This window comes from Nonomuraea gerenzanensis (assembly GCF_020215645.1).
GTDB lineage: Bacteria > Actinomycetota > Actinomycetes > Streptosporangiales > Streptosporangiaceae > Nonomuraea > Nonomuraea gerenzanensis.
Map to the genome: position 1 here is coordinate 8,927,736 of NZ_CP084058.1, position 24,413 is coordinate 8,952,148.

22 protein-coding genes are annotated in these 24,413 nt (G+C 71.2%); 6 read left to right on the plus strand and 16 right to left on the minus strand.

From position 1 onward, the window contains the following. Nucleotides 1-64: 64 nt before the first annotated feature. Complete coding sequence (locus LCN96_RS41500) at nt 65-724, minus strand: potassium channel family protein (protein WP_080036295.1); 660 nt, start codon at nt 722-724, stop codon at nt 65-67. Nucleotide 725: 1 nt separating this feature from the next. After that, the gene (locus tag LCN96_RS41505; RefSeq protein ID WP_225267886.1) at nt 726-1,391 is read right to left on the minus strand and encodes a potassium channel family protein; all 666 of its coding nucleotides are present in this window, start codon (nt 1,389-1,391) and stop codon (nt 726-728) included. Nucleotides 1,392-1,494: 103 nt separating this feature from the next. Between LCN96_RS41505 and LCN96_RS41510 the strand changes: the two genes are divergently transcribed. Further along, nucleotides 1,495-3,549: an APC family permease gene (locus LCN96_RS41510; protein WP_311132055.1), complete on the plus strand. Its 2,055-nt coding sequence runs from the start codon at nt 1,495-1,497 to the stop codon at nt 3,547-3,549. Here the strand turns inward: LCN96_RS41510 and LCN96_RS41515 are convergent. Continuing rightward, entirely contained in the window at nt 3,529-5,148 is a 1,620-nt protein-coding gene (locus tag LCN96_RS41515; RefSeq protein WP_225267888.1) for an alpha/beta hydrolase, read from the minus strand. The two genes, LCN96_RS41510 and LCN96_RS41515, sit on opposite strands and share 21 nt — an antisense overlap. A gap of 67 nt (nt 5,149-5,215) precedes the next feature. Here LCN96_RS41515 and LCN96_RS41520 point away from each other — a divergent pair, with 67 nt between their 5' ends. After that, nucleotides 5,216-6,466 carry a class I SAM-dependent RNA methyltransferase gene (locus LCN96_RS41520; protein WP_397351796.1) on the plus strand — a complete coding sequence of 417 codons (1,251 nt, stop codon included), beginning with the start codon at nt 5,216-5,218 and terminating at the stop codon, nt 6,464-6,466. 291 nt (nt 6,467-6,757) lie between these two features. Here LCN96_RS41520 and LCN96_RS41525 read toward each other — a convergent pair whose 3' ends face one another. From LCN96_RS41525 to LCN96_RS41540, 4 genes are all read right to left on the minus strand, one after another. Beyond that, nucleotides 6,758-6,988, minus strand: a complete 231-nt coding sequence (locus LCN96_RS41525; RefSeq protein ID WP_225267890.1) for a hypothetical protein — start codon at nt 6,986-6,988, stop codon at nt 6,758-6,760. A gap of 368 nt (nt 6,989-7,356) precedes the next feature. Beyond that, nucleotides 7,357-8,694 (minus strand): 3-phosphoshikimate 1-carboxyvinyltransferase, encoded by a 1,338-nt coding sequence (gene aroA, locus LCN96_RS41530; RefSeq protein WP_225267891.1) that lies wholly within the window; start codon nt 8,692-8,694, stop codon nt 7,357-7,359. Between the two features lie 40 nt (nt 8,695-8,734). Next, the gene (locus LCN96_RS41535) at nt 8,735-9,700 is read right to left on the minus strand and encodes a hypothetical protein (protein ID WP_225267892.1); all 966 of its coding nucleotides are present in this window, start codon (nt 9,698-9,700) and stop codon (nt 8,735-8,737) included. After that, entirely contained in the window at nt 9,697-10,035 is a 339-nt protein-coding gene (locus LCN96_RS41540; protein WP_225267894.1) for a PadR family transcriptional regulator, read from the minus strand. Before LCN96_RS41540 ends, LCN96_RS41535 begins: the two co-directional genes overlap by 4 nt. A gap of 159 nt (nt 10,036-10,194) precedes the next feature. Here LCN96_RS41540 and LCN96_RS41545 point away from each other — a divergent pair, with 159 nt between their 5' ends. Continuing rightward, complete coding sequence (locus LCN96_RS41545; protein ID WP_225267895.1) at nt 10,195-11,928, plus strand: HAD-IIB family hydrolase; 1,734 nt, start codon at nt 10,195-10,197, stop codon at nt 11,926-11,928. A 54-nt stretch (nt 11,929-11,982) separates the two neighbouring features. Here LCN96_RS41545 and LCN96_RS41550 read toward each other — a convergent pair whose 3' ends face one another. From LCN96_RS41550 to LCN96_RS41575, 6 genes are all read right to left on the minus strand, one after another. Next, nucleotides 11,983-12,654, minus strand: coding sequence for a DUF3159 domain-containing protein (locus tag LCN96_RS41550; RefSeq protein ID WP_225267896.1), 672 nt, complete (start codon nt 12,652-12,654; stop codon nt 11,983-11,985). 4 nt (nt 12,655-12,658) lie between these two features. Then, nucleotides 12,659-13,045 carry an OB-fold nucleic acid binding domain-containing protein gene (locus LCN96_RS41555; protein WP_043614113.1) on the minus strand — a complete coding sequence of 129 codons (387 nt, stop codon included), beginning with the start codon at nt 13,043-13,045 and terminating at the stop codon, nt 12,659-12,661. 28 nt (nt 13,046-13,073) lie between these two features. Further along, nucleotides 13,074-13,712 (minus strand): DUF3710 domain-containing protein, encoded by a 639-nt coding sequence (locus tag LCN96_RS41560; RefSeq protein ID WP_225267897.1) that lies wholly within the window; start codon nt 13,710-13,712, stop codon nt 13,074-13,076. A gap of 73 nt (nt 13,713-13,785) precedes the next feature. Further along, nucleotides 13,786-14,226 carry a dUTP diphosphatase gene (dut, locus tag LCN96_RS41565; protein WP_225267898.1) on the minus strand — a complete coding sequence of 147 codons (441 nt, stop codon included), beginning with the start codon at nt 14,224-14,226 and terminating at the stop codon, nt 13,786-13,788. Continuing rightward, nucleotides 14,223-14,777 carry a PaaI family thioesterase gene (locus tag LCN96_RS41570; RefSeq protein ID WP_225267899.1) on the minus strand — a complete coding sequence of 185 codons (555 nt, stop codon included), beginning with the start codon at nt 14,775-14,777 and terminating at the stop codon, nt 14,223-14,225. The genes dut and LCN96_RS41570 overlap by 4 nt, the downstream gene beginning before the upstream one ends. An 11-nt stretch (nt 14,778-14,788) precedes the next feature. Then, nucleotides 14,789-16,036 carry an AI-2E family transporter gene (locus LCN96_RS41575; RefSeq protein ID WP_225267900.1) on the minus strand — a complete coding sequence of 416 codons (1,248 nt, stop codon included), beginning with the start codon at nt 16,034-16,036 and terminating at the stop codon, nt 14,789-14,791. A 148-nt stretch (nt 16,037-16,184) separates the two neighbouring features. Here LCN96_RS41575 and LCN96_RS41580 point away from each other — a divergent pair, with 148 nt between their 5' ends. Next, nucleotides 16,185-18,326 (plus strand): DUF6351 family protein, encoded by a 2,142-nt coding sequence (locus LCN96_RS41580; protein WP_225267901.1) that lies wholly within the window; start codon nt 16,185-16,187, stop codon nt 18,324-18,326. Here LCN96_RS41580 and LCN96_RS41585 read toward each other — a convergent pair. After that, complete coding sequence (locus LCN96_RS41585; protein ID WP_225267902.1) at nt 18,320-19,549, minus strand: MFS transporter; 1,230 nt, start codon at nt 19,547-19,549, stop codon at nt 18,320-18,322. The two genes, LCN96_RS41580 and LCN96_RS41585, sit on opposite strands and share 7 nt — an antisense overlap. 57 nt (nt 19,550-19,606) lie before the next feature. Between LCN96_RS41585 and LCN96_RS41590 the strand changes: the two genes are divergently transcribed. Then, complete coding sequence (locus LCN96_RS41590) at nt 19,607-20,125, plus strand: ArsR/SmtB family transcription factor (RefSeq protein WP_225267903.1); 519 nt, start codon at nt 19,607-19,609, stop codon at nt 20,123-20,125. Between the two features lie 42 nt (nt 20,126-20,167). Here the strand turns inward: LCN96_RS41590 and valS are convergent, their stop codons facing one another. Continuing rightward, complete coding sequence (gene valS / locus LCN96_RS41595; RefSeq protein WP_225267904.1) at nt 20,168-22,651, minus strand: valine--tRNA ligase; 2,484 nt, start codon at nt 22,649-22,651, stop codon at nt 20,168-20,170. Nucleotides 22,652-22,759: 108 nt separating this feature from the next. On the opposite strand from valS, the gene LCN96_RS41600 reads away from it, so the two are divergent. Further along, a complete protein-coding gene (locus tag LCN96_RS41600; RefSeq protein ID WP_185102531.1) occupies nt 22,760-23,044 on the plus strand; it encodes a DUF4235 domain-containing protein in 285 nt (94 codons plus the stop codon). On the opposite strand, the gene LCN96_RS41605 is transcribed toward LCN96_RS41600, so the two are convergent. Continuing rightward, the gene (locus LCN96_RS41605) at nt 22,977-24,410 is read right to left on the minus strand and encodes an alpha,alpha-trehalose-phosphate synthase (UDP-forming) (RefSeq protein WP_225267906.1); all 1,434 of its coding nucleotides are present in this window, start codon (nt 24,408-24,410) and stop codon (nt 22,977-22,979) included. The genes LCN96_RS41600 and LCN96_RS41605 overlap by 68 nt on opposite strands. Between the last annotated feature and the right edge of the window lie 3 nt (nt 24,411-24,413).

A 24,413-nucleotide genomic window follows, 5' to 3' on the forward strand; every position in this document is an offset into this window, starting at 1 on the left:
TGGGCGGTTCTGATCCGAGCGAGCGCCATCGGTCCGGACGGGCGGAGATCATCGTAGGTGAGGTTCAGTGCTGGGAAAGCAGGTGAGCGAGCTCCTGCTCCACCTCCTGATTAGCCACGAACAACAACTCATCCCCCGCCTCCAGCGGATCATCCGCCGTAGGCACCAACACCCGCCCTTCCCGCAAGATAGCCACCAGCGCCGCGTCAACCGGCCAAGGCACCGACCCGGCCCGCTGCCCCACCACCGGCGCGTCCTCCGCCAGCGTCAGCTCCACCAGGTTCGCCTGCCCCTGCCGGAACGTCATCAGCCGCACCAGGTCGCCGACGCTGACGGCCTCCTCGACCAGCGCGCTCAGCAGGCGCGGCGTGGAGACGGCGACGTCCACCCCCCACGACTCGTTGAACAGCCACTCGTTGTTGGGATGGTTGATGCGGGCCACCACGCGCGGCACGCCGTACTCCGTCTTGGCCAGCAGCGAGACGACCAGGTTCACCTTGTCATCACCAGAGGAGGCGACGACGACGTGACAGTTGTTCAGCCCCGCCTCGTCCAGTGAGGCGATCTCGCAGGCGTCCGCGAGCAGCCACTCGGCACGCGGCACGCTGTCGATCTTGATGGCTCGCGGGTCGTTGTCGATGAGCAGGACCTCGTGGCCGTTCTCCAGGAGCTCGGCCGCGATGGAGCGGCCGACGGCGCCCGCTCCGGCGATGGCGACGCGCATCTCACTCGTCCTCTTCCGGTGCCGCGGCGAGCACCTTGTTGATCCGGTCCATGTCGTTCTCCGCGGCGATGACGTGCAGCACGTCGCCTTCCTGCACCACGGTGTCGTCGGCGATGGTGACGGCCTCGCCCATCCGGTTGAGGAAGGCGGCGCGGGCGCGGGTGCGGGTCTCGAGGTCGACGACGCGGGTGCCGATCCAGGAGGAGTGCACGGTGACCTCCGCCAGGACGACGGTGCCGGTGGGGTCGCGCCAGAGCGGCTCGGCGCCCTCGGGCAGGATGCGGCGCATGATCTGGTCGGCGGTCCAGCGGACGGTGGCCACCGTGGGGATGCCGAGCCGCTGGTAGACCTCGGCCCTGCGGGGGTCGTAGATGCGGGCCACCACGTTGTCGACGCCGAACGTCTCGCGCGCCACCCGCGCGGAGATGATGTTGGAGTTATCGCCGCTGGAGACCGCGACGAAAGCGGTGGCCGACTCGACGCCGGCCTCGGTGAGCACGTCGCGATCGAAGCCGACGCCGGTCACCCGCCTCCCGCGGAACCCGGCGCGCAGCCGGCGGAACGCCTGCGGGTCGCGGTCGATGATGGCGACCGAATGTCCGCTGTCTTCAAGGATGTGCGCGAGGGTCGATCCCACCCGGCCACATCCCATGATCACTATATGCATTTCCCCCCGCATCGTCAGCGGTCGGCCGGTTGTTCGACACCAGTATGGCCCCAGGGGGGAGCGCCGCGTTTAGGGCTCCGGCATGGGGCTAGCATCTCGTTACGTGGCGAAGGTAACGGATCTTGTCAAACGCTTGCTCGTGGGACGCGCCCTGCGAAGCGGGCAACTCCACGAGCAACTACTCCCCAAACGGATCGCACTGCCGGTCTTCGCGAGCGACGCGCTCTCCTCCGTCGCGTACGCCCCCCAGGAGATCCTGGTCATCCTCTCGCTGGCCGGCGTCTCCTTCTACTCTTTCAGCCCCTGGGTCGCCATCGCCGTCGTGGTCGTGATGCTCACGGTCGTGGCCTCGTACCGGCAGAACGTGCACGCCTATCCCAGCGGCGGGGGCGACTACGAGGTCGCCACCACCAACCTCGGCAAGAACGCCGGGCTCACCGTGGCCAGCGCGCTCATGGTCGACTACGTGCTGACCGTCGCGGTGTCCGTCGCGAACGGTGTCGACTACGTCGGCGCCACGATCCCGTTCGTGGGCCAGCACAAGCCCGCCGTCGCCATCGTCATCGTCGTCCTGCTCACCGTGGTCAACCTGCGCGGCATCCGCGAGTCCGGCGCCGCCTTCGCCATCCCCACGTACGCGTTCATGATCTCCGTCCTGGGCCTGATCGCCTGGGGCGGGTTCCGCCTGCTCGTGCTGGACGAGAACCTCGAAGCACCGAGCGCGCACTTCACGATCGAGCCCGAGCAGCACAACCTCACCGCCTTCGCCGCGGCGTTCCTGGTCCTGCGCGCGTTCTCGTCCGGCTGTGCGGCGCTGACGGGGGTCGAGGCGATCAGCAACGGCGTGCCCGCGTTCAGGAAGCCCAAGAGCAAGAACGCCGCCACCACGCTGCTGATGATGGGCCTGGTCGCGATCACCATGTTCAGCGGCATCATCGCGCTCGGCCTGGCGTCGGGGGTGAAGGTGGCCGAGCCGTCGGTGGTCGCCGAAGACCTGCTCAGGCCGGACGGCACGCCCGTCGGCCCCGGCTACTACCAGCAGCCGATCATCTCGCAGGTGGCCGACGCGGTGTTCGGGGGCGGGTCGCTGCCGTTCATCGTGATCTCGGCGGTGACGGCGCTGATCCTGTTCCTGGCGGCCAACACCGCCTTCAACGGCTTCCCGGTGCTCGGCTCGATCCTGGCGCAGGACCGTTACCTGCCCCGCCAGCTGCACACCCGGGGCGACCGGCTGGCCTTCTCCAACGGCATCATCATCCTGGCGCTGGGCGCGTGCCTGCTGCTGTGGGGCTTCCAGGCGGACGTGAGCCGTTTGCTGAACCTCTACATCGTCGGCGTGTTCGTCTCCTTCACGCTCAGCCAGACCGGCATGGTCATCCACTGGACCCGCCACCTGAAGACCGAGACCGATCCCAGGGTCCGCCACCAGATGCACCGCTCCCGCGTGATCAACTTCTTCGGTGGCGTCATGACGGGCCTGGTGCTGATCGTGGTCCTGCTGACGAAGTTCCTGGTCGGCGCGTGGATCGTGGTGATCGCGATGCCGATCCTGTTCCTCATGATGAAGGGCATCCGGCGCCACTACGACAAGGTGGCGGCCGAGCTGGAGCTCACCGAGGACTACGAGCCGACCACGCTGCCCGCCCGCAACCACACGATCGTGCTGGTCTCGAAGATCCACAAGCCGACCATGCGCGCCCTGGCGTACGCCCGCGCCACCCGTCCCTCCACGCTGGAGGCCGTCACGGTCGGCGTGGAGGGCGACGAGGCGCGCAAGCTGCAGGAGGAGTGGGAGCGGCGCGGCATCCCGGTGCCGCTGAAGATGCTCGACTCGCCGTACCGGGAGATCACGCAGCCGATCCTCGACTACGTCAAGACCATCCGCCGGCGCTCGCCGCGCGACGTGGTGACGGTCTTCATCCCCGAGTACGTGGTCGGCCACTGGTGGGAGCACCTGCTGCACAACCAGAGCGCGCTGCGGCTGAAGGCGCGGCTGCTGTTCAAGCCCGGGGTGATGGTGACCAGCGTGCCGTGGCAGCTGCACTCCTCCGACCGGCTCCAGGGCAGGCCGGAGCCGTTCGCGCCGGGCGCGGTGCGGCGGCCGTGGCACCAGACGGTCAAGGAGGAGTCGGAGCAGCTAGCCGACAAGCGCCCGTAGCCGCCAGGTGTCGTTCGGGCTCCAGCCCGGGGGCGCGGCCACGGCGGCCCAGCCGTCCACGATGTTGGCGGCGTAGCGGTGGCCGTGGCCGGGCGGCACGTCCAGCGCGCTCGTCATGTCCACCAGCACCTGCCAGAACGTCACCAGCGGGAACCAGTTCATCTGCGGGTTCACGCCGGGCCCGCGCGGCCCCTCCAGCCAGGCCGGCCTGCGGTAGATCAGCCGGGGCGACCACCACACGACGGGGTCGGAGGCGTTCTGCAGGTAGACCACGCGCGGGCGCGGCCACGGGGCGGCGGGCCGGCGCAGGTCGGCGGGATGCTGGGCGAACCTGGCCGTCCTGCCGTCCTGGTAGACGGGCCGCCACACGGGGCTGCCGCGATCGCGGCCGCTGGTCAGGCGGTGCCAGATGGGGTTGGCGTTCGGCGGCCCGACGAACACCGCGCCGTCCGCCCGCGCCACCAGGTCCGACAGGCTCCCGAACGCCTGCTCCAGCTCGTAGGAGCCCAGGCTCTCGCCCGACAGCAGCAGCCTCGGCCGCTCCCCGGCGGGCAGCCGCGCCCACCGCTCGCGCACGGCCTCGAACAGCGCCCTGCCCGCCGCCGCCGCCTTCTCCCTGTCGACCAGGAACGACACCCAGCTCGGCAGGTACGAGTACTGCATCGCGACCATCGCGGAGCGGCCGTTGTACATGTACTCCAGGGTGTCGGCGATGTGCGGATCCACCCAGCCGGTGCCCGTGGTGCCCAGCACCGCCAGCACCGGCCTGCCGAACGCGCCGGTGCGCTCCAGCTCCCGGACGGCCAGCGCCGCCTGGGCCCGTGGCGTGGGCGCGCTGTCAAGGCCGATGTAAACCCGGATGGGCTCGGCGGCGGGCCGGCCGGAGAAGGTGCGCAGCCGGGCCGGCGTCGCGGCGGTGCCGGCGAACCGGCGGCCCTCCCGGCCCAGCGACTCCCAGCTCACCAGCGACCGCGGCCCGCCCGACACGTACGCCGACGCCGGCGGGCGCACCCCCGGATGGGTGCCCTCGTTGGCGACGGACGAGATGTCGCTCATCCTGGCCACGAACCCGTTGAACAGCACGTCGTTGGCGAACACCGCCACCATCAGGCCGATGACCACCACCCCGACGGCATGGCCCACGTACGGGGGGACGTACCGGTCGAGCCAGGCGATCAGCTTGCGGCCCCCGAGGCGTACCAGCCGGGCGGCCAGCAGCCCGGCGGCGAAGAGCACCACCGCCATGGCCAGGATCACCGGCGGGAACCACTCGATCCGCGTGTCCATGCCCATGAGCGCCCGCAGGTCGCGCTGCCAGTCGAAGCTGTACCACAGCGCCACCACCGCCAGCGTGGCACACCCGCCGAGCATCACCCGCCAGGCGGCCCGCCGCCCCCGCTCGGGCAACGTGATCACCGTACGGCACAGCGCGCCGATCCCCGCGCCCACCGCGTACCCGAGAATGCCGGTGACCGCACCCATCACCCCCTGGTACAGCCACGTGCGGGGCAGCAGCGACGGCGTGAGCGAGGCGCAGGCGAACAACGTGGCCAGCAGCGTCCCCCCGAACCCGAGCCGCCGCCGCACCACCCTTTCCATGAACACCCAGCGTAATGGATCAAGTCCGATAAGTGGTCATCCGGGTAGGGGCACTAAGGTGTCGGATGTGGAACAGGCATCTCTGGAGCTGACGGTAGGTCCGGTCGCCCATGGCGGCTGGTGTGTGGCGCGCCACGAAGGGCGGGTGGTGTTCGTACGCCATGCCTTGCCAGGCGAGCGGGTGATCGCCGACGTCACCGAGGAGACCACCCGTTTCCTGCGGGCCGACGCCGTCGAGATCCTCGAGGCCTCCCCCGATCGCGTCGTCCCGCCCTGCCCCTACGCGGGCCCGGGCCGCTGCGGCGGCTGCGACTGGCAGCACGCCACCCTGGAGGCGCAGCGCCGCCTCAAGGCGCAGGTCGTGGCCGAGCAGCTGCGCCGCCTGGCGGGCATCGAGCGCGAGGTGCTGGTGGAGGAGGTGCCGGGGGCCAAGGACGGGCTCGGCTGGCGTACGCGGGTGCAGTTCGCCGCCACCTCCGCCGGCGAGCTGGGCTTCCGCCGGCACCGCTCGCACGACATCGAGGTCGTCGACGCCTGCCTGATCGCCCACCCGGAGGTGGAGGCCGTCGGCGCCGAGGACCACGCGTGGCCGGGCGCCGCGGGCGTCGAGGTCATCGCCTCCTCCAGCGGCGACCGCGCCGTCGTCGTCGCCCCCCGCGCCCGGCGCAGCGTCGCCGTCCCCGACCTGGAGGCGCCCGCCTCGATCCTGCTCGACCAGGGCAAGGGCCGCACGGTGCCGCGCCGCGGCTCGGGCGTGCTGCACGAGCAGGTCGGCGACCGCGAGTTCCGGGTCGCGGGCAGCGGCTTCTGGCAGGTCCACCCCGGTGCCGCCGAGACCCTCGTGGACGCGGTGCTCTCCTACGCCGCCCCCGAGCCCGGCGAATGGGCCCTCGACCTCTACTGCGGCGTCGGCCTCTTCGCCGCCGCCCTGGCCGAGGTCGTCGGCCCAGAAGGCGCCGTGTTCGGCCTGGAGTCGGAGGCCGCCGCCGTCCGCGACGCCCGCGCCAACCTCCGCGACCTGCCCCAGGCCCGCGTGGAACGCGGCCGCGTCGAGGAGGCCCTGGACCGCTTCCAGATCGAACGCGCCGACCTCGTCGTGGTGGACCCGCCCCGCGCCGGCCTGGGCCGCGACGTGGTGGAGCGCATCGTGTCCCTGGACGCGCTGCGCGTGGTCTACGTGTCCTGCGACCCGGCGACGCTGGCCCGGGATCTGGCCTGGTTCGCCGAACGCGGCTACGTGTTGTCCGACCTGCGCGCCTTCGACGCCTTCCCGATGACGCACCATGTGGAGTGCGTTGCCCTGGTGGTCAAGGAGTAGGCCGGCCCAAAAGCGCGCCCACCCCTGTTGCCCCGACCACCAAGTGGGCCGTCTCCTGCCCGCCCCGATGGGGCCTCGCCTTCGAGCACTTGATCGTCGTCCGGCCGGGCGACCGTCACGGCGGCTTGGTGAGCTGCCGCCTGCCGGGCCGAAACGACGCCGAGCCCGGGACGAGGACCTGCACAAGCAAACCTGAAAGGCGGACCTCCCTCCCTCCCGACGAGGCGGAACAGCCGGAAGCCCCTCGCGACTCCCCGCGAGGGGCTTCCCGCACTGCACCGGCGTACGGTCTCAGTTCATGCCATGCCCATGGCTGTCGTCGTCGTCCGTGTCCGCGCACCCGGCCGTGGTGGTCCACACCGTCATCGGCGCGTCCATCTTGATGACGTTGGTCATCCCGTCCTCGCACATGATGAAGGACGGCCCGTGGAAGTCGAGGTCGTCGCCGGCGAGCGCGGGTGCGGCGGCCAGGAGCAGGGCGGCGGCGGTCATGGTGATGGCGGCGAAGGCGGCTTTGTACATGGTGGTCCCCTGATGTGGCGTGAGGTGGTCGTTCGTCTGCCTTCGTACCCGCGCATGTGGATCAAGTGGTTCAGGGTTCGATGCGAAGATCTTTACCCGCGCTGCTCGCGCCCGTGCCGATCCGCAGCCCTCGCACGCCTTGCCCGGCCTTTTCGTGCGCCGTCTCAGCCCCGCACCCTCACCCGCCGTCAACCCTTGCCGACCTCGCCCCTAACCGACCTCGCCCCTAACCGACCTCGGCCCTAACCGACCTCGCCCCTAACCGGCCTCGGCCCTAACCGACCTCGCCCCTAACCGACCTCGCGCCTGACCGACCTCACCGGAACCACCGGCCTCACCCCTAACCGGCCTAGCCCTCGCCGCAGACCTCAGCCCGAGACCGCCCCGATCCCCCACTCCTCACGCAGCCCCGCCAGCGTCTCATGGAACCCCGGGAACGTCTTCTTCACACACCCCGGTTCATCCAGCGTGATCCCCGGCGTGCGCAGTCCCGTGACACTGAACGACATGGCGATCCGATGGTCACCATGGCAGGCGATCTCAGCCCCGCGCGGCCGGGCAGGGGTGATCTCGATCCAGTCGCGCCCGACGGCCACGGGAACGCCCAGCCGCCGCAGGTTCTCGGCGCACGCCTCCAGCCGGTCGCACTCCTTGACCCGGGTGTTGTAGACGTCCTCGATGCGCACCGGACCGTCGGCGAAGGGCGCGATGGCGGCGAGGGTCGGGACGGTGTCGGAGATGTCGCGCATGTTGACGGTCAGGCCGTGCAAGCGGCCGGTGCCGGTGACGGTGATGGAATCCGGGGACATCTCGACGGATGCTCCCATCCGCGCCAGAACCTCGGCGAAGCGGACGTCCCCCTGCAACGCCGCCGACCCCAGCCCGGGCACCGTGATGGAGTTCCCGGTCAGGGCCGCCGCGGCGAGCGGGTAGCTGGCTGTGGAGGCGTCGGGCTCGATGGCGTAGTCGGCCGCCTGGTAGCCGTGCGGCGGCACGTGGAACGTCTCCCCGTCCCGCCGCACGTCCACCCCGAAGCTGCGCATCATCGCCAGGGTGATCTCCACGTACGGCGCCGACACGAGATCGGTGACGGTGATCTCCAGCCCTTCGGCGGTCAGCGGGCCGACGAGCAGCAGCGCGGTGAGGAACTGCGACGACAGCCCCGCGTCCAGGGTGATCCGACCGCCCTTGATGCCGTCGGCCCGCACGGTCAGCGGGTGGTGTCCCTCCTCCTCCTCGTGCGTCAGGTCCACGCCCAGCTCCCGCAGCGCCTTGGTGAGGGGGCCGAGCGGGCGGCGGCGCATCTGCGGGGAGGCGTCGAAGCGGAACACCCCGTGCCCGGCCGCCGCCAGCGCGGGCAGGAACCGCGCCGTCGTGGCGCCGTCTCGGCAGAACACCTCCGCCTCCCTGGACGCAGGGCCCTCCGGACGGCCTTCGATCGTCCAGACCTCTCCGGAGGCGGGCACCTCCGAGGGGCCGCCGGTCCGCCCTTCCCTGTGCGCGGACTCCGCCGAGCCGCCCGCGGTCGTCCGCGCCTCCGGCCCGCGCTCCACCCGGTATCCGAGCGCGACCAGGCCCTGCGCGAAGCCTTCCGTGTCGTCGGAGACGAGCGGGCGCCGCAGCACGGTCGTGCCGCGCGCGGCGGCGGCGAGGAACAGGGCACGGGCGGTGACGGACTTCGAGCCTGGAACGTGCATGATCGTCATACCGCGAGCCTAAGCCGAACGCGATGCGCGGCGGCCGGACTCAGCGCCCCGCCCCAGCCTCCGCCTCTGCCTCCGCCCCCGCCGCCGGCGGAGGCACCGATCCAGCCCTGGCAAGCACCCCCACCACACCCAGCACACCCGCCGACAACGTCGCAAGCAGAACCAGGATCGGCAGATCGTGCTGCCACAGCACCCCAACGCCGATCATCGCCGCCACAGGCACCAGCACGACCGCCACCCGCCGCCCCACAGGCGAGCGCCACGCCACCACCCCCGCGACCACCACGACCGCGACCGCGACGGGAAGCCCCATCCACCTGAAGCTCATGGCCCCGAGGACGGGCAGCCCCACCAACGCCGCCGTCCACCTGAGCAGCCGCGGCGTGCCGACAGACCCGGGCCCGGGCGACGGAGCCAGCGCCAGCATCACCGCGCACACACCGGCGGGCAACATGCTCATCCCGATGTCGCTCACATCGATCGGATCAGCCTTGATGAGCACCCCCTCGGCGTTCCACATCGCGAACTCGTACTCGACCCGGTAGGTCGACCACCCCGACAGCACCGAGTACCCCGCGGCAAACGCGATGGCCGCCCACCGCCGGTTGAGCCAGGCGAATAACACCACCAGACCGTACGGCAGCGCCTGCACCGCCGCCTCCCCCATCAGTCGCAGCCCGTTCTGGTTGAACTCCCCTCGGAACACCCACTCGCCGTAACCGGCGGCGCCCTCGATCCTGATCACGAAGAGGGCGAGGGGCGCGAGGAGAGCGGCGATGTCGAGCGCGTCCCGCCAGTACAGTTGCGAACGACCCGCAGCGGCGTGCCGCAGCCGGATCGCCAGGCCGCCGCGCAGCACGTCGTACGCGTCCCCGAGCGACGGCCGCCGCCGCCCGGGCTCGGCACTGGCCAGCAGCACCGCGACCATCTCCTCCTCGTGCCGGGCCCGGTGTTCCTTCGGGTACGCCGCCAGCAGCCGCCGGAAGCCCCGCTCCAGCCCCGTCATGCGCCACTCCCCATCAGCCCCGGCCCGTGCTGCCGCGACCGCAGCCGCGCGGTGGCGGTCTCCACGTTGCGCCGTAGCTGCTCGGTCTCCGCCGCCAGCCGGTCCGCCCCCGGCGGGGTCAGCCGGTAGTAGCGCCGGGCCCGCCCGTCCACGATCTCCTCCCGTTCGGCCTCGACCAGCCCTTCGCTCTCCAGCCGGTCGAGCGCCGCGTACAGGGTGCCGGCCCGCAGCCGTACGCGCTCGCCGGAGATTCGCAGCACGTCGGTGATGATCCCGTAGCCGTGCTGCGGCCCGGCCGCCAGCGCGGTCAGGATCAGGAACGTGGGCTCCTGCATCGATCGATTTTTCATGAGAACGATATATACCGATGATCTGACTATGTCGCAAGCGGATCGCGTCATGAGAACCCTCAACGTGACCCACCCCGGCCCAAAGTTCACCTCCCCTTCACCTCCCCCACCGGATGCCCGCCCCACCCGGGGTAGTGACCGCTCATGCGCTACAACGTCCTGGCCTGCGACTACGACGAAACCCTGGCCTCGAACAGCCAGGTGACAGACGAGACGATCGAGGCCCTGGAACGCCTGTCACGGGCCGGCTTCAAGCTCCTGCTGGTGACAGGGCGCGAGCTGGACGACCTGCTCTCGGTCTTCCCGCACCCCGCGCTGTTCGACCTGATCGTGGCCGAGAACGGCGGCCTGCTGTACGACCCGCGCCAGCGCACCTGCGACGCCCTGGCCGAGCCGCCGCCCGCCGAGCTGGCCGAGCGGTTGCGGGCCGAGGGGGTGAGCCCGCTGGGGGTCGGTCAGGTGCTGGTGGCCACGCGGGAGCCGCACGACGTGCACGTGCTGCGGGTGATCCGCGAGCTGGGTCTGGAGCTGCAGGTCATCTACAACAAGGGCGCCGTCATGGTGCTGCCTCCCGGCGTGAACAAGGCGACGGGGCTGGCCGCCGCGCTGGAGCGCCTGTCGCTGTCGCGGCACAGCGTGGTCGCGGTCGGCGACGGTGAGAACGACCACGCGTTCCTGACCGCGGCCGAGTGCGGCGCCGCCGTCGCCAACGCGCTGCCCGCGCTCAAGGACGCCTGCGACCTGTGCCTGGACGAGGCGGACGGGCGGGGCGTGACCGAGCTGGCGGGGCGGTTGCTGGCGGGCGAGCTGGACGAGCTGGACCTGCCCCGCCATCACGTGCTGCTCGGGCACGCGGGCGAGGAGGAGGTGCGGCTGCCCACGTACGGGCTCGGCCTGCTGGTGGCGGGGCCGTCGGGCAGCGGTAAGTCCACGGTCACCACCGCGCTGCTCGAACGGCTCACCGGCGACGGTTACCAATGCGCGATCGTGGACCCGGAGGGTGACTACGCGGAGTACCCGGGGGTCACCGTGCTCGGCGACCCCGACCGGGTGCCGGCCGTGGACGAGGTGCTGCGCGTGCTGGAGCAGCCCGCCCACAGCGTGGTGATCAACCTGATCGGCCTGCAGTTGCGCGACCGCCCCGCGTACTTCGCCGAGCTGCTGCCCCGCCTGACCGGCCTGCGCGCCAAGCTGGGGCACCCGCACTGGCTCATCGTGGACGAGGCCCACCACCTGATGCCCGCCGAGGTGCGGCACGTGCCGGTCCAGCACCCCGGCGACGTCGGGGCGCTGCTGATGATCACGGTGCACCCCGACGCGATGAGCGCCGCCGCGCTGGGCCTGGTCACCACCACGATCGCGGTCGGCAAGGAGCCGGCGAACACGCTGGCCGCCTTCGCCACCGCGCGCGGGCTGGAGGCCCCCTCGCTGCGACCCGCGCCGAAGAGCGATCTGGCGCTCTGGCGGGACGGCGCCGCCGAGGCGGGCGAGCTGACCCTGGCCCCGGCCCGCGCGGAGCGCACCAGGCACCGGCGCAAGTACGCGGCGGGCACCATGGCCAAGGACAAGAGCTTCTACTTCACGGGCCCGGAGGAGCGGCTGCGGCTGCGGGCCAGGAACCTGCACACGTTCGTGGAGCTGAGCGAGGGCGTGGACGACGACACCTGGCTGCACCACCTGCGGCGCGGCGACTACTCGGGGTGGATCCGCGACAAGCTGGGCGACGCCGAGCTGGCGGACGAGGTGGCCCGGGTGGAACACGAGCAGGCCGAGCTGTCGCCGCGCGACAGCCGGCAGCGCGTGGCGGACCTGATCGGCGCCCGCTACACGCTGCCGGCCGAACCGACCGACTTCGACCCGGACCACAAGGACCGCTGACCGCCGTGAGGCCACGGCCTCGCGGCCACCAGCCCCGAGGCCCCGGCGGACGGCTCAGGCGGGCGCGACCGGTGGTTTGATCGGTGTCCGGCCGCGGCCGAGCAGCCACAGCATGGCGCCCAGCGCGGCCACCTGCAGCGGCCAGCCCATCACGATCTTGGCGAGGCCGAGCGCCGCTACCGCCTCGTCACCGCCGCCGAACAGGTACACCGGCCCCTGCACGGCCACCCGGACGGCGCAGGGCAGCATGAGCAGCCACGTCAGCCGGATGCACAGCTTCACGATGCCGGGATCCTTGTGCCACGCGGTCGGGTCACCCGTGACCGACCCGATCAGGAAACCGACGACCGGCCACCGCGTGACGATGGAGATGAGCATCGCCACCGCGTAGCCGGCGTTGTAGAGGATGCCGGGCAGGAAGTAGTCCTTGGCGTCACCGGAGCGGCTGGCGAAGAACGCGCCGATCGCGATGCCGATCAGGCTGTTGATCACGAACTGCGGGGTGGACCGCTGGACGACCCGGATCACCAGCAGCACCACCGACAGCGAGATGCTGACGATGAGCGACAGCTTCAGGTCTTCGCTGAAGATCCAGGACAACGTGAACGCGATCGTCGGGACGGCCGCCTCGATGATGCCGCGCACCCCGCCGAGCGCCTTGGCGAGCTGGGCTCGCACCGCCGCCTCAACGGTGTCGTGGGCGACCTCTTCCGCCTCAGCACTCACCTGATCAACTCCCTGGGCGCAGCTCGTAACGCGGATTGAACATCACCTTGCGCCCGTCCTGCATGCTGACCAGGCCCTCGGCCTTGACCGTGCGGCCGGGCTCGATTCCGGCGATCTTGCGGCGGCCGAGCCAGACCAGGTCGATCACGTCCGACCCGTCGTACAGCTCGGCCTCAAGGGCGGGGGCGCCGCCCCTGGGACGCAGGGTCACCGTACGTAGCGTACCCGCCACGCAGAAGCGGCGGCGACCGCCGCACGAGACGATCGGGGTCGCGCCGACCTCGTCGGCGTCCTCCCGGAGCTCCTGGGCCTCGATCTCGGACTGGCTGGTGGCCAGCCGGCTGAAGAAGCCCCGCAATCCCCCGCGTTTAGGGGGTTCTGCCGTACTCATGATGCATCAGCCTATGTGATGTCAGCTCTTAGCGAATCTCACTGATTTCAGGTCCCCGCTTGAACGGGTTGAAACCCTGGCTCTGCTCACCGGTTTCGCCGGACTGCTCGTTCGGGCGGCGCAGCGGGATGGGCTCCTCGCGGGCCATCGGCTCGTCGCCGCGGACCACCACGACGTCCTTGATGAAGTCGATGTACGCCTGCGCGACCGTGTCGTCGGCCGCCGCCTTGCCGGAGATTACCGCCAGCAGGAACCAGCGGGGGCCGTCGATGCCGAGATAGCGGGCCGGCCGGCTGTTGCCCTCGGCCTTCATCTCGCCGGTCAGCTCGCTGCCGAAGGGCCCCTGCCGCTCCTCCAGGTGCTTGGCCTGGGCCAGGATCTTGGTCTTGACCTCGTCCCACAGGCCGGAGCTGCGCGGCGCGGCCAGCGCCTGGAGCTGCAGCGAGCTCTCGTCGTACAGGACGACCACCCCGACGTGCTGGTCCCCGACGGAGGCCAGCCGCACGTCGAAGTCGGGGTTGTGCGGCAACCGGAGGCCGCCCAGGTCGATCCGCTCGGCCTCCGGGTGGGGCTCGTCGGCGTCCCACGGGCCGGACTCCCGCGTTGGCGCGGCGGCCTCCTGCTCGGCCGCCTGCTCCGCCTGCTCACGACGACGACGTCGGAACACGTTCCTCACTCTCCCTGCTCGTCGGGCCGCTGCGGGCCCGTGGTTCGTGGGGCCCATGACGGGCCCTTTCCCGTCAGCGGCCGGTCGATCCGAATCCGTCGGCGCCGCGTACGGACTCGGGCAGCCGCTCGACCGCCGTGAAGGCCGCCCGCTCGACCCGCTGGATCACCAGTTGCGCCACGCGGTCGCCGCGCCGCAGCCGGAACGGCTCCTTGAGGTCGGTGTTGATCACCGTCACCTTGATCTCGCCCCGGTAGCCGGCGTCGACCGTGCCGGGCGCGTTGACGAGCGTGACGCCGTGCCTGGCCGCCAGGCCGGAGCGCGGGTGCACGAACGCGGCGTACCCATCGGGCAGCGCGATCGCCAGGCCCGTGCCGACGACGGCCCGCTCGCCGGGCAGCAGCTCGACGTCCTCGGCCGCGTGGAGGTCGGCTCCCGCGTCGCCCGGATGGGCGTACGCCGGGATCGGCAGCCCGGGATCGAGCCGCTGGATGAGGACCTCTGCCTCGCTCACGGGTTCACCTCGTAGTCCTGGTGTTCGGCGGTGATGGCGGCCAGATCGCCGTGCTTGGCGAAGTGTTCCATGTTCACCTCGATGAACAGCGCTGCCGCGCGGACGGCGACCGGTCCGTCTGGGGCGCCGATGCGCCCCTCAGCCTCAAGGTACGCCTTTCTGCCGTCGATGCCGTTGCACCAGGCGCGCAGGTGGAGTGTCGTGCCCACGGGGACGGGGAGCAGATAGTCGGTCTCCAGCCGCCCCGTCACGTAGGGCTTGTGGAACAGGTAGACGGACATGCCGATGACCTCGTCCATGGCGGTGGCCAGGACGCCGCCGTGGGCCAGGCCGGGCGCCCCCTGGTGGGCCTGCCCCACCGTGAACTCGGCCTCCACGGTGGTGCCGTCGGGGGTCCTGGCCTTGAGGTGCAGGCCGGTCGGGTGCCCGGTGCCGCAGCCGAAGCACTGGCTGTAGTGGGCGCCCAGGGTGCTGCCCGCCTGCGGCGCGCCGGGGTGCGCGGCGGGTGGCCGGGCGCCCGGCGGCGGGGTGGTGAGGGAGGAACGAGTCACGGGTGACGAGGTTACTCCGTGTCGCCCCCGCGCTTGTCGTCAGTGGGCTCGATCGCGATCGGGCCCGCCGATCGCCCGCCCGGCTCCGCGGCCCCGTGCGGCTGGTCGCGGGCCTCGAAGGCGTCGCGCGGCGGCCCGGCCTCGCCCGGCCCCGGTGGTGGTGGCTCGCCGCCGGTCGAGGCGGCGTCGTGGCCCGGTGGCAGCTCGGGTGGCCGATGTCGCAGCTCCGGCAGCGCCCGGTAGATCACCGCCGCCACCGGCACGGCCACGGCGGCCCCCGCGATGCCCGCCAGGATGCCGCCGATGGCCAGCACGAGGATGATGGCCAGCGGGTGGAAGTTGAGTGCCCGGCCCACGATCAGCGGCTGCAGCACGTGGTTCTCCAGTTGCTGCTCCACGATGAGGATGCCGAGGAAGATCAGCGCGTACACCAGGCCCTTGGCGCCCAGGGTGACCAGGGTCGCGACCGTCCCCGCGAAGAAGATGCCGACGATGGGGATGAAGCTGGCGAAGAAGATCAGCACGGCCAGCGGCGCCCACAGCGGCACGCCCATCCCGGCCAGCACGATGCCCATGATCAGGCCGTGCACGGCGGCCACCGCGACCGTGCCCTGGACGTAGTGGGAGAGCGTGGCCCAGGCGGCCCGCCCGGCGCGGTCGACGCGCGGCGCCACCCCGCCGAACGCCTTCAGGAACCACGACCAGATCCGGTCGCCGTCCTTGAGCAGGAAGAACGTCACGAACAGCAGCAGCACGATGGACGCGAGCACCTCGACGGCCACCGCGCCGGCCGACAGCACCGTGCCGGTGATGGCGGTGCGCTGGGCGTTGAGCATGGCGGCGAACTCGTCGACGTAGCCGGTGATCTGCGTCTGCCTCAGGTGCAGCGGGCCCTGGATCAGCCACTCCTGCACGGATCTGGCCGTCTCCTGGACCTGCTCGACGAGGTTGGGGAACTCTTCGCTGGCCCGCGCGCCGACCAGCCAGCCGGTGCCGGCGAGCACGGCCAGGGCCACCAGCATGGTGATCCAGGTGGCGTAGATGGGGCGCATGCCGGCGTTGCGCAGGGAGTTGGTCAGCGGGAAGAGCAGCGCCGTCAGCAGGAGCGCGATCGCCACGGGCAGCGCCACGAACGCCAGGCGCGCGATCGCCTGGACGATGAAGTAGACGACCACGCCGACGAGGATCAGGCACCCACTCCATGCGGCCATTCTGGCGAGCACGGGCGGCACGAGCTTGGTGGGGCGGTCGGAGAGCACGTGTTCAAGACTGGCACGTCCTGGCGCCGGATGCGCGCGGATGACGGCCCGGCAGCCGAGAGCGTAACGCCGCGGCGCCGGGGCGCACCGCTCACTGCCCGCAGATCGGGCCTGTGCAAGGGCCGGGGCGCATGTCACCGTCATGGTCATGAAGGCTGTGGTGGTCCTCACCGTGCTGGCGTCCCTCGTCGCCGCCCCCGCCCCCGCGTCCGCCTCCGGCGGCGATCTGTCGCTGGAGGTGCTCTCCAGCCGTCCCGACCAGGTGAGCGGCGGCGACGCCCTGATCGGGGTGCGTGGCGCGAGCAGGGTGCTGCGCAACGGCGAGGACGTGACGCCGGCCTTCGAGCGGACCGGCGACGCCCTCACCGGCCTGGTGGACGGCCTGGTCACGGGCGACAACACGATCACCGCCGTCTCAGGGCGGCACCGGAAGTCGTTGCGGATCCGCAACCATCCCGTCCAGGGCCCGATCTTCTCGGGCGCGCACCAGTACCCGTTCCTGTGCAAGACCGAGCGCAGCGGCCTGGGGCCGCCGGTGGTGGACAACCAGGACGGGCAGGGCATGCGGGTCGCGGGCGGCTGGAGCAGGGACTGCTTCGCCCCGACGGTGACCGACCGCCTCTACCGCTCCACCGACGGCGCGTACAAGCCGATGCCCGCCCAGGGCCGCCCCGCCGACCTGGCCACGACCACGCTGCTGGACGGCCGTACGGTCGACTTCGTGGTCCGCAGGGAGCGCGGCGTCGTCAACCGCTTCCTCTACTCGATCGCCATGATCGAGAACGGCTGGAACGGCCGGGCGATGTACCGCTTCGACGGCGGCGTGGCGATCGGCCACGACCAGGGCACACTGGGCGGCAGCGCCCTCGACGCGTACGGTCTGGGCAAGGGCTACGCGATCCTGCACTCCTCGGGCACCCGTACCTCCACCCACTACAACCTGATCCTGGGCGGCGAGACGGCCCTGATGGTCAAGGAGCGCTTCATCGAGCGGTACGGCCGGCCGCTCTACACGGTGGGCGTCGGCGGCTCGGGCGGCGCCATCCAGCAGTACATCTACGGCCAGAACCACGGCGACCGGGTGATCGACGCCGCCATCCCGCAGTACTCCTACCCGGACATGGTCACCCAGACCATCCACGTGGGCGACTGCGAGCTGCTCGAACGCTACATGGACCACCACCCCCGCTGGGCGCGCTGGGAGGACCGCACGGCGCTGATCGGCATGAACGCCAGCGACACGGTCGCCAACCCGTACACCGGCCGGCCCGGCTCGGACGAGTGCGTCAACGGCTGGCGCGGCCTGACCCCGCTGACCATGAACCCGCTGTGGACGGACGACGACGACCCGGAGTGGCGGCTCATGGACCCGCCGGGCGTCAAGGACACCGTCCAGTGGACGCACTGGGACGACCTGCGCAAGGTCTACGGGGTGGACGCCCGCGGCCATGCCCGCTCGACCTGGGACAACGTCGGCGTCCAGTACGGGCTGAAGGCCCTGACGGACGGCGTGGTCACGCCGGAGGAGTTCCTCGACCTCAACGCCGAGGCGGGCTCATGGAAGGAGGCGGCCGACATGGTGCAGGAGGGCTGCCCGTTCGTCCGGTCCGCCTGCCCGGCCGACGCGGACCCGTGGAGCGCCCGCAACGCGAACCTGAGCGGCGACCCGGCCCCGCGGCGCACGGGAGACCCGGAGGCGATCAGGAACGTGCGGCGCAGCGGCCTGGTGTTCGGCGGCGACCTCGACCTGCCGGTCATCGACTGGCGGCACTACCTGGAGGAGCAGCTCGACATGCACAACGCGCACCAGTCGTTCGCCTCCAGGAAGCGCATGCTGGACCACGACGGCCGGGCGGGGAACCAGGTCATCTGGTTCACCGACGCCCGTCCTGACGGGCCGGCGTTCGACCAGACGCCGGAGGCGCTGCGGGTGATCGACGCCTGGATGGCGAATATCCGGAAATATCCGGCGCGTGGGGTGGTCGGGAACAAGCCGCCCCAGGCCGTGGACCGTTGCTTCGCCACGGACGGCACCGAGCTCGCCGCGGGCCCGCACGTCTGGGACGGCGTGCTCGACCGCCGCGCCCCCGGCCCGTGCACCCAGCGCTTCCCCCTCTACGGCACCTCCCGCACGGTGGCGGGCGGCCCGATCGAGGGCGGCGTCTACAAGTGCCGCCTGCAGCCGGTCGAGCGGGCCATCGCCAGGGGCCTGTACGGCGCCTGGCGGCCCTCGTCCGACCAACTGGCCAGGCTGAAGCAGATCTTCCCGACGGGGGTGTGCGACTACTGAGGCCGCGCGGGCACGGGCAGCTCCCGCATCGTGCGCAGCGGCGAGGTGAACACCCACAGGAACGCCAGGCACGCCCCGACGGCGCCGACCACCAGCGCGCCCCTGATGCCGATCGTCTCGCCCAGCACGCCGCCGAGCAGCGCGCCCAGCGGCATCGTGCCCCAGACGAGGAAGCGCATGGTGGCGTTCATCCGGCCGAGCAGCGCCTCCGGGGTGGCGGCCTGGCGGAAGCTGAGCTGGGTGACGTTGTAGACGACCACGCCCATCCCCATGACGAACTCGTACAGCACGACCAGCCCGAGCCGCCAGTCGGCCTGCACCCACGGCAGCAGGAACGCCAGCGGCGCGGGCACCACGATGGCCAGCCACATCGTCGGCCCCTGCCCCAGCCACCGGGCCAGCCGCGCGTTGAGCAGCGCGCCGGTGAAGCCGCCGAGCCCCGCCGCGGACATGAGCAGGCCGATCGTGCCCGCGCTCACGGCCAGCTCCCTGGCCAGCAGCAGCAGGACCATCGGGTGGATGATCGAGGAGAACAGGTTCGCGGTGCCCGTGCAGCCGGCGATGCGGCGCAGCAGCCGGTGCCCCAGCACGAACCGCACGCCCTCCGCGATCTCCTTGCCCAGGTGGGCGTGGGCCCGCCGCTGCCGCTCCTCCCGCTTGCGGATGGTGCCCAGGCACAGCGCCGACCAGGCGAACCCGGCCACGGTGATGACCAGCGCGAACGGCGCCGTGAGGAACTGGATCAGGTAGCCGCCGACGCTGGGCCCGCCCAGCTGCGCCACCGTACGCACGACCTCCAGCGTGGAGTTGCCCTCCACCAGCCGCTCGCGCCCGACCAGGTGCGGCAGGTAGCTCTGGTACGCGGCATCGAAGAACACGGTGAACACCCCGAGCACCAGCGCCACGGCGTAGAGCTGGTAGATCGTCAGCACGCCCAGCCACCAGGCCAGCGGCACGGAGGCCAGCGCGAGCGCCCGCGCCCAGTCGCTGACGACCATCACGACCCGCTTGCGCCGCCGGTCCACGATCGCGCCGGCGGGCAGCCCGATCACCACGAACGCCAGCGTCTCGCACGCGGTCAGTACGCCCAGCTCGAACGCCGACACGTCCAGCGCGGTCACCGCGACCAGGGGCAGGGCCAGGAGCAGGAGCTGGCTGCCCACCTGGCTGGCGGCGTCGGCCAGGAACAGCCCCCGGAAGTCGTGCTCGCGTAAGAGGCTCACGAGCAGAACCTCTCACAACCGATTGGGAAATTTCAACCGGCTATAGGGTGACCTGCCATGGCCACCAACCGCCGCCCCGCGACCGAGGCAGAGGCCCGCGCCCTGGCCTCCTCGGTACGGCTGCGCATCCTGCGCCTCTGCCTGGACCAGGCGCTCACCAACAAGGAGATCGCCGACCGGCTGGGGGCGAACCCCGCCACGACCCTGCACCACGTGCGCAAGCTCGTGGAGACCGGGTTCCTGGTGGCCGAGCCGAGCCGGCCGGGCCCGCGCGGCTCGACCGAGATCCCTTACCGGGCCACCGGCAAGTCGTGGGAGATGGACGTGCGCGAGAGCGGCGTGACGGGCGGCAGGACCGCCATGCTGGACGCCTTCCTGGAGGAGATCAGGCTGGTCGACATCGAGGAGGGCAGCTTCACCAGGCTCGGGCTCAGGCTCACCCCCGAGGGACACGCCGAGCTGCTCGAACGGCTGCAGGAGGTGTTCGAGGACTTCGCGCACCGGCCGCTGCCGCCGGGCGGGCAGGCGTACTCGCTCTTCCTCGCCCTGCACAAGGACGTCAGCAGAGACGCGTGACGCCGGGCGCGCCCGCGCGCCCGGCGTCATCGGAATCCGGCCTCAGCCGAGCTGGACCTCGACCTTGAGCGTGTCACCGAACTCCAGCACGAACTCCTCGACATTGCCCGCCGCGCACAGGTCGTCGGCCGCCCGGCGCACCAGCTCCACGTCGGGCGCCCACACGCTCAGCCGCGACACCTCGGCTCGCATCGACAGCTTGGCCTCGGACTTGGCCTTGCGCACCTGCCCGAGCACCTCCGAGGCCACGGTCAGCACGGCCGGGTCGCCCGCGCCGCGCTCGACGGCGGGCCAGGAGGCACGGTGCACCGAGCCCTCGCGCCACCACGACCACACCTCCTCGGTCACGAACGGCAGGAACGGCGCGAACAGCCGCAGCAGCACGTCGAGCGCCTGCCGCAGGGCGGCGTGCGCCGAGCCGGAGGCGCCGCCGGACTCGTAGGCCCTGGCCTTGACCAGCTCCACGTAGTCGTCGCAGAACGCCCAGAAGAAGCGCTCCACGGCCTCGATGGCCCGCGTGTGGTCGTAGCCCTCGAACGCCTCGGTGGCCTCGCGCACGGCGTCGGCCAGCGCCGCCAGCATGGCCAGGTCGAGCGGCTCGGTCACCTCGGCGGCGGACTCCTCGGCGGCCAGGCCGAGCACGAACTTGGAGGCGTTCAGGATCTTGATGGCCAGCCGCCGCCCGACCTTGAGCTGCCCGGCGTCGAAAGCGGTGTCGACGCCGTAGCGGCCGTTGGCCGCCCAGTAGCGCACCGCGTCGGAGCCGTGCTGCTCCAGCAGGTCGATCGGGGTGACGACGTTGCCCTTGGACTTGGACATCTTCTTGCGGTCGGGGTCGAGGATCCACCCCGAGATCGCCGCGTCGCTCCACGGCAGCGTGCCGAACTCGCAGTGCGACCTGACCACGGTCGCGAACAGCCAGGTGCGGATGATCTCGTGGCTCTGCGATCGCAGGTTCGTGGGGAAGACCCGCCGGAACAGCTCGTCGTCGGTGCCCCACCGGCCGGCGATCTGCGGGGTGAGCGACGAGGTGGCCCAGGTGTCCATGACGTCGGGGTCGGCCATGAACCCGCCGGGCACGCCGCGCTGCTCCTCGGTGTAGCCGGGCGGCACGTCGGAGGACGGGTCGACCGGCAGCATCTCCTCGGTGGGCAGGATCGGCGCGTCGTGGACGGGCTGCCCGGACTCGTCGATCGGATACCACACGGGGAACGGCACGCCGAAGAAGCGCTGCCGCGAGATCAGCCAGTCGCCGGTGAGCCCCTCGACCCAGTTGTCGTAGCGCACCCGCATGTGCGGCGGGTGCCAGGTCAGCTCCCGCCCCCGGGCCAGCAGCCGCTCGCGCAGCTCCTCGTCGCGCCCGCCGTTGCGGATGTACCACTGGCGGGTGGTGACGATCTCGAGGGGCTTGTCACCCTTCTCGTAGAACTTCACCGTGCGCCGCACCGGGCGGGGCTCGCCGTCGAGGTCGCCGGACTCGCGCAGCAGCTCCACGATGCGCTCGCGGGCGCTGTGCACGGTCTTGCCCGCCAGCTCCTTGTACGGCTCCGCGTCCACGCCGTCCGGCGGCTCGGGCAGCAGCCGCCCGTCCCAGCCGATCACCGGCCGGGTGGGCAGGTGCAGCTCCCGCCACCAGGTGACGTCGGTGATGTCGCCGAACGTGCAGATCATCGCGATGCCGGTGCCCTTGTCGGGCTCGGCCAGGCGGTGCGCCAGCACCGGCACCTCGACGCCGAACAGCGGCGTCAGCACCGAGGTGCCGAACAGCTCCTGGTAACGCTCGTCGTCGGGGTGCGCGACCAGCGCCACGCAGGCCGGGATCAGCTCGGGCCTGGTCGTCTCGATCCAGACCGGGCCCTTCTCGCCGTAGAAGGAGATCTTGTGGAAGGCGCCGGGCCACTCCCGGTCCTCCAGCTCGGCCTGAGCCACGGCGGTGCGGAACGACACGTCCCACAACGTCGGCGCCTCGGCCAGGTAGGCCTCGCCGCGCAGCAGGTTGCGCAGGAAGGCGCGCTGCGCCACCGCCCGCGCCTCGTCGCTGATCGTGGTGTAGAGCAGCGACCAGTCGACCGACAGGCCGATGCGCCGCCACATCTCCTCGTAGGCCTGCTCGTCGATGGCGGTGAGCTGGTGGCACAGCTCCACGAAGTTACGCCGGGAGATGGAGATCTCCCGCTTGCCCGGCTTGTCGGGCGGCACGAAGTCGGGGTCGTACGGCAGCGACGGGTCGCAGCGCACCCCGTAGACGTTCTGCACGCGGCGCTCGGTCGGCAGGCCGTTGTCGTCCCAGCCGATCGGGTAGAACACCGACTTGCCGAGCATCCGCTGGTAGCGGGCCATGATGTCGGTGTGCGTGTAGGAGAAGGCATGACCGACGTGCAGCGAGCCGGACACGGTGGGCGGTGGCGTGTCGATGGAGAAGACCCGCTCACGCGGCGCCGACCGGTCGAACCGGTAGGTGCCTTCGTCCTCCCAGCGAGCTACCCATACCTGCTCCAAGCCGTCAAGAGTCGGCTTGTCGGGCATGGATGCATGGCGTAGTCGCTGTTGAGTCATGCCTCCTTATGGTACGGCTTCGCAGGCCCGGCAGGCGTTAGAGACTAGTGTTCGTTACAAAGGGGAAGGGAGATCGACATGGCGGAGGACAAGCCCGATATCGCCTGGCGCGTGGTGGGCGGCCTGGTGGGGCTGGTGACGGCGTGGGCGGCCCGTAAGATCCTCGGGTTCGCCTGGAAGAAGGCGACCGGCAAGGAGCCGCCCATCGACACCGACTCGCCCGAGGTCAGCATGGGCGAGGCGATCGGTTACGCCGTCGTCATGGGGGTCGGCATGTCGGTGGCGCAGATCGTGGTCAACCGGACCGCCAAGAAACGCTACGACGCGTGGAAGTCGCTGAAGCAGGTGACTCCAGGGCAGTGAGAAACTCACTCGCCCAGCGGTCCACGTCGTAGGTGGCTACCCGGCGGCGCATCGTGCGCATCCGCCGGGCCAGCTCGTGCGGCGTGGCCCGCATCGCCGCCAGCATCTGCCGCTTGACGTCCTCCACGTCGTACGGATTGACCAGGTAGGCCTGCCGCAGCTCGTCGGCGGCCCCGGCGAACTCGCTGAGCACGAGCGCGCCGTGCAGGTCGTGGTGACAGGAGATGTACTCCTTGGCCACCAGATTCATCCCGTCACGCAGAGGCGTGACCACCATGACGTCGGCGGCCAGATAGAGCGCCGCCAGCTCGTCGTGGCCGTACGACTGATGGAAGTACCACACCGGCTGGTAGCCGAGCTGGGCGTGCTCGCCGTTGATCCGGCCGACCTGCAGCTCGATGTCGTCGCGCAGCTTCCTGTACTCGTCCACCCGCTCCCTGCTGGGCGTGGCGATCTGCACGAACACGGCCTCGCCCGGCCGCAGCCGCCCGTCCTTGAGCAGCTCGCCGAAGCCTTCCAGGCGCTGGCCGATGCCCTTGGTGTAGTCGAGCCGGTCCACGCCGAGCAGCACGTGCTCGGGGTCGCCCAGCTCGACCCTGATCTCCTTGGCCCGGTCCACGATCCGCGGCTCGCGCACGAGCGAGTCGAGCTGCGCGAAGTCCACGGAGATGGGGAAGGCCTGCGTGGTCACGATCCGGTCGTCGAGGAAGATCTCGTTCCCCTTGTACGGCAGGCCGAGCAGCCGCCGGCACAGCCTGCGGAAGTTCGAGGCCCCGCCGGGCAGCTGGAAGCCCACGAGGTCGGCGCCGAGCAGCCCTTCGACCAGCTCCTTGCGCCACGGCAGCCGCCAGAACAGCTCCGTCGGCGGAAACGGGATGTGCAGGAAGAACCCGATCCGCAGGTCGGGCCGGAGCTTGCGGAGCATCGCGGGCACGAGCTGGAGCTGGTAGTCCTGCACCCACACGACCGCGCCCTCGTCGGCCGCCTCCGCGGCGGCCTCGGCGAAGCGCTGGTTGACGCTGCGGTAGGTCTCCCACATCTCCCTGTCGAACACCGGTGTCGCGACCACGTCGTGGTAGAGCGGCCACAGCGTGGCGTTGGAGAAGCCCTCGTAGTAGAGCTCGACCTCACGAGCGGACAACGGGATCGGGATGAGGCTCATGCCGTCCTGCTCGAACGGCTCCAGCTTCTCGTCGGGCGCCCCGTGCCAACCGGCCCAGGCTCCGTGGCGGCGCTGCATCACCGGCGCTATCGCGGTGACGAGGCCACCGGGACTCCTGCGCCACGAAGCCGTTCCGTCAGGCTCGATCGTGCGATCGACCGGCAGCCGGTTCGCGACGATCAGAAACGAGCTACGGCCACTCAACGC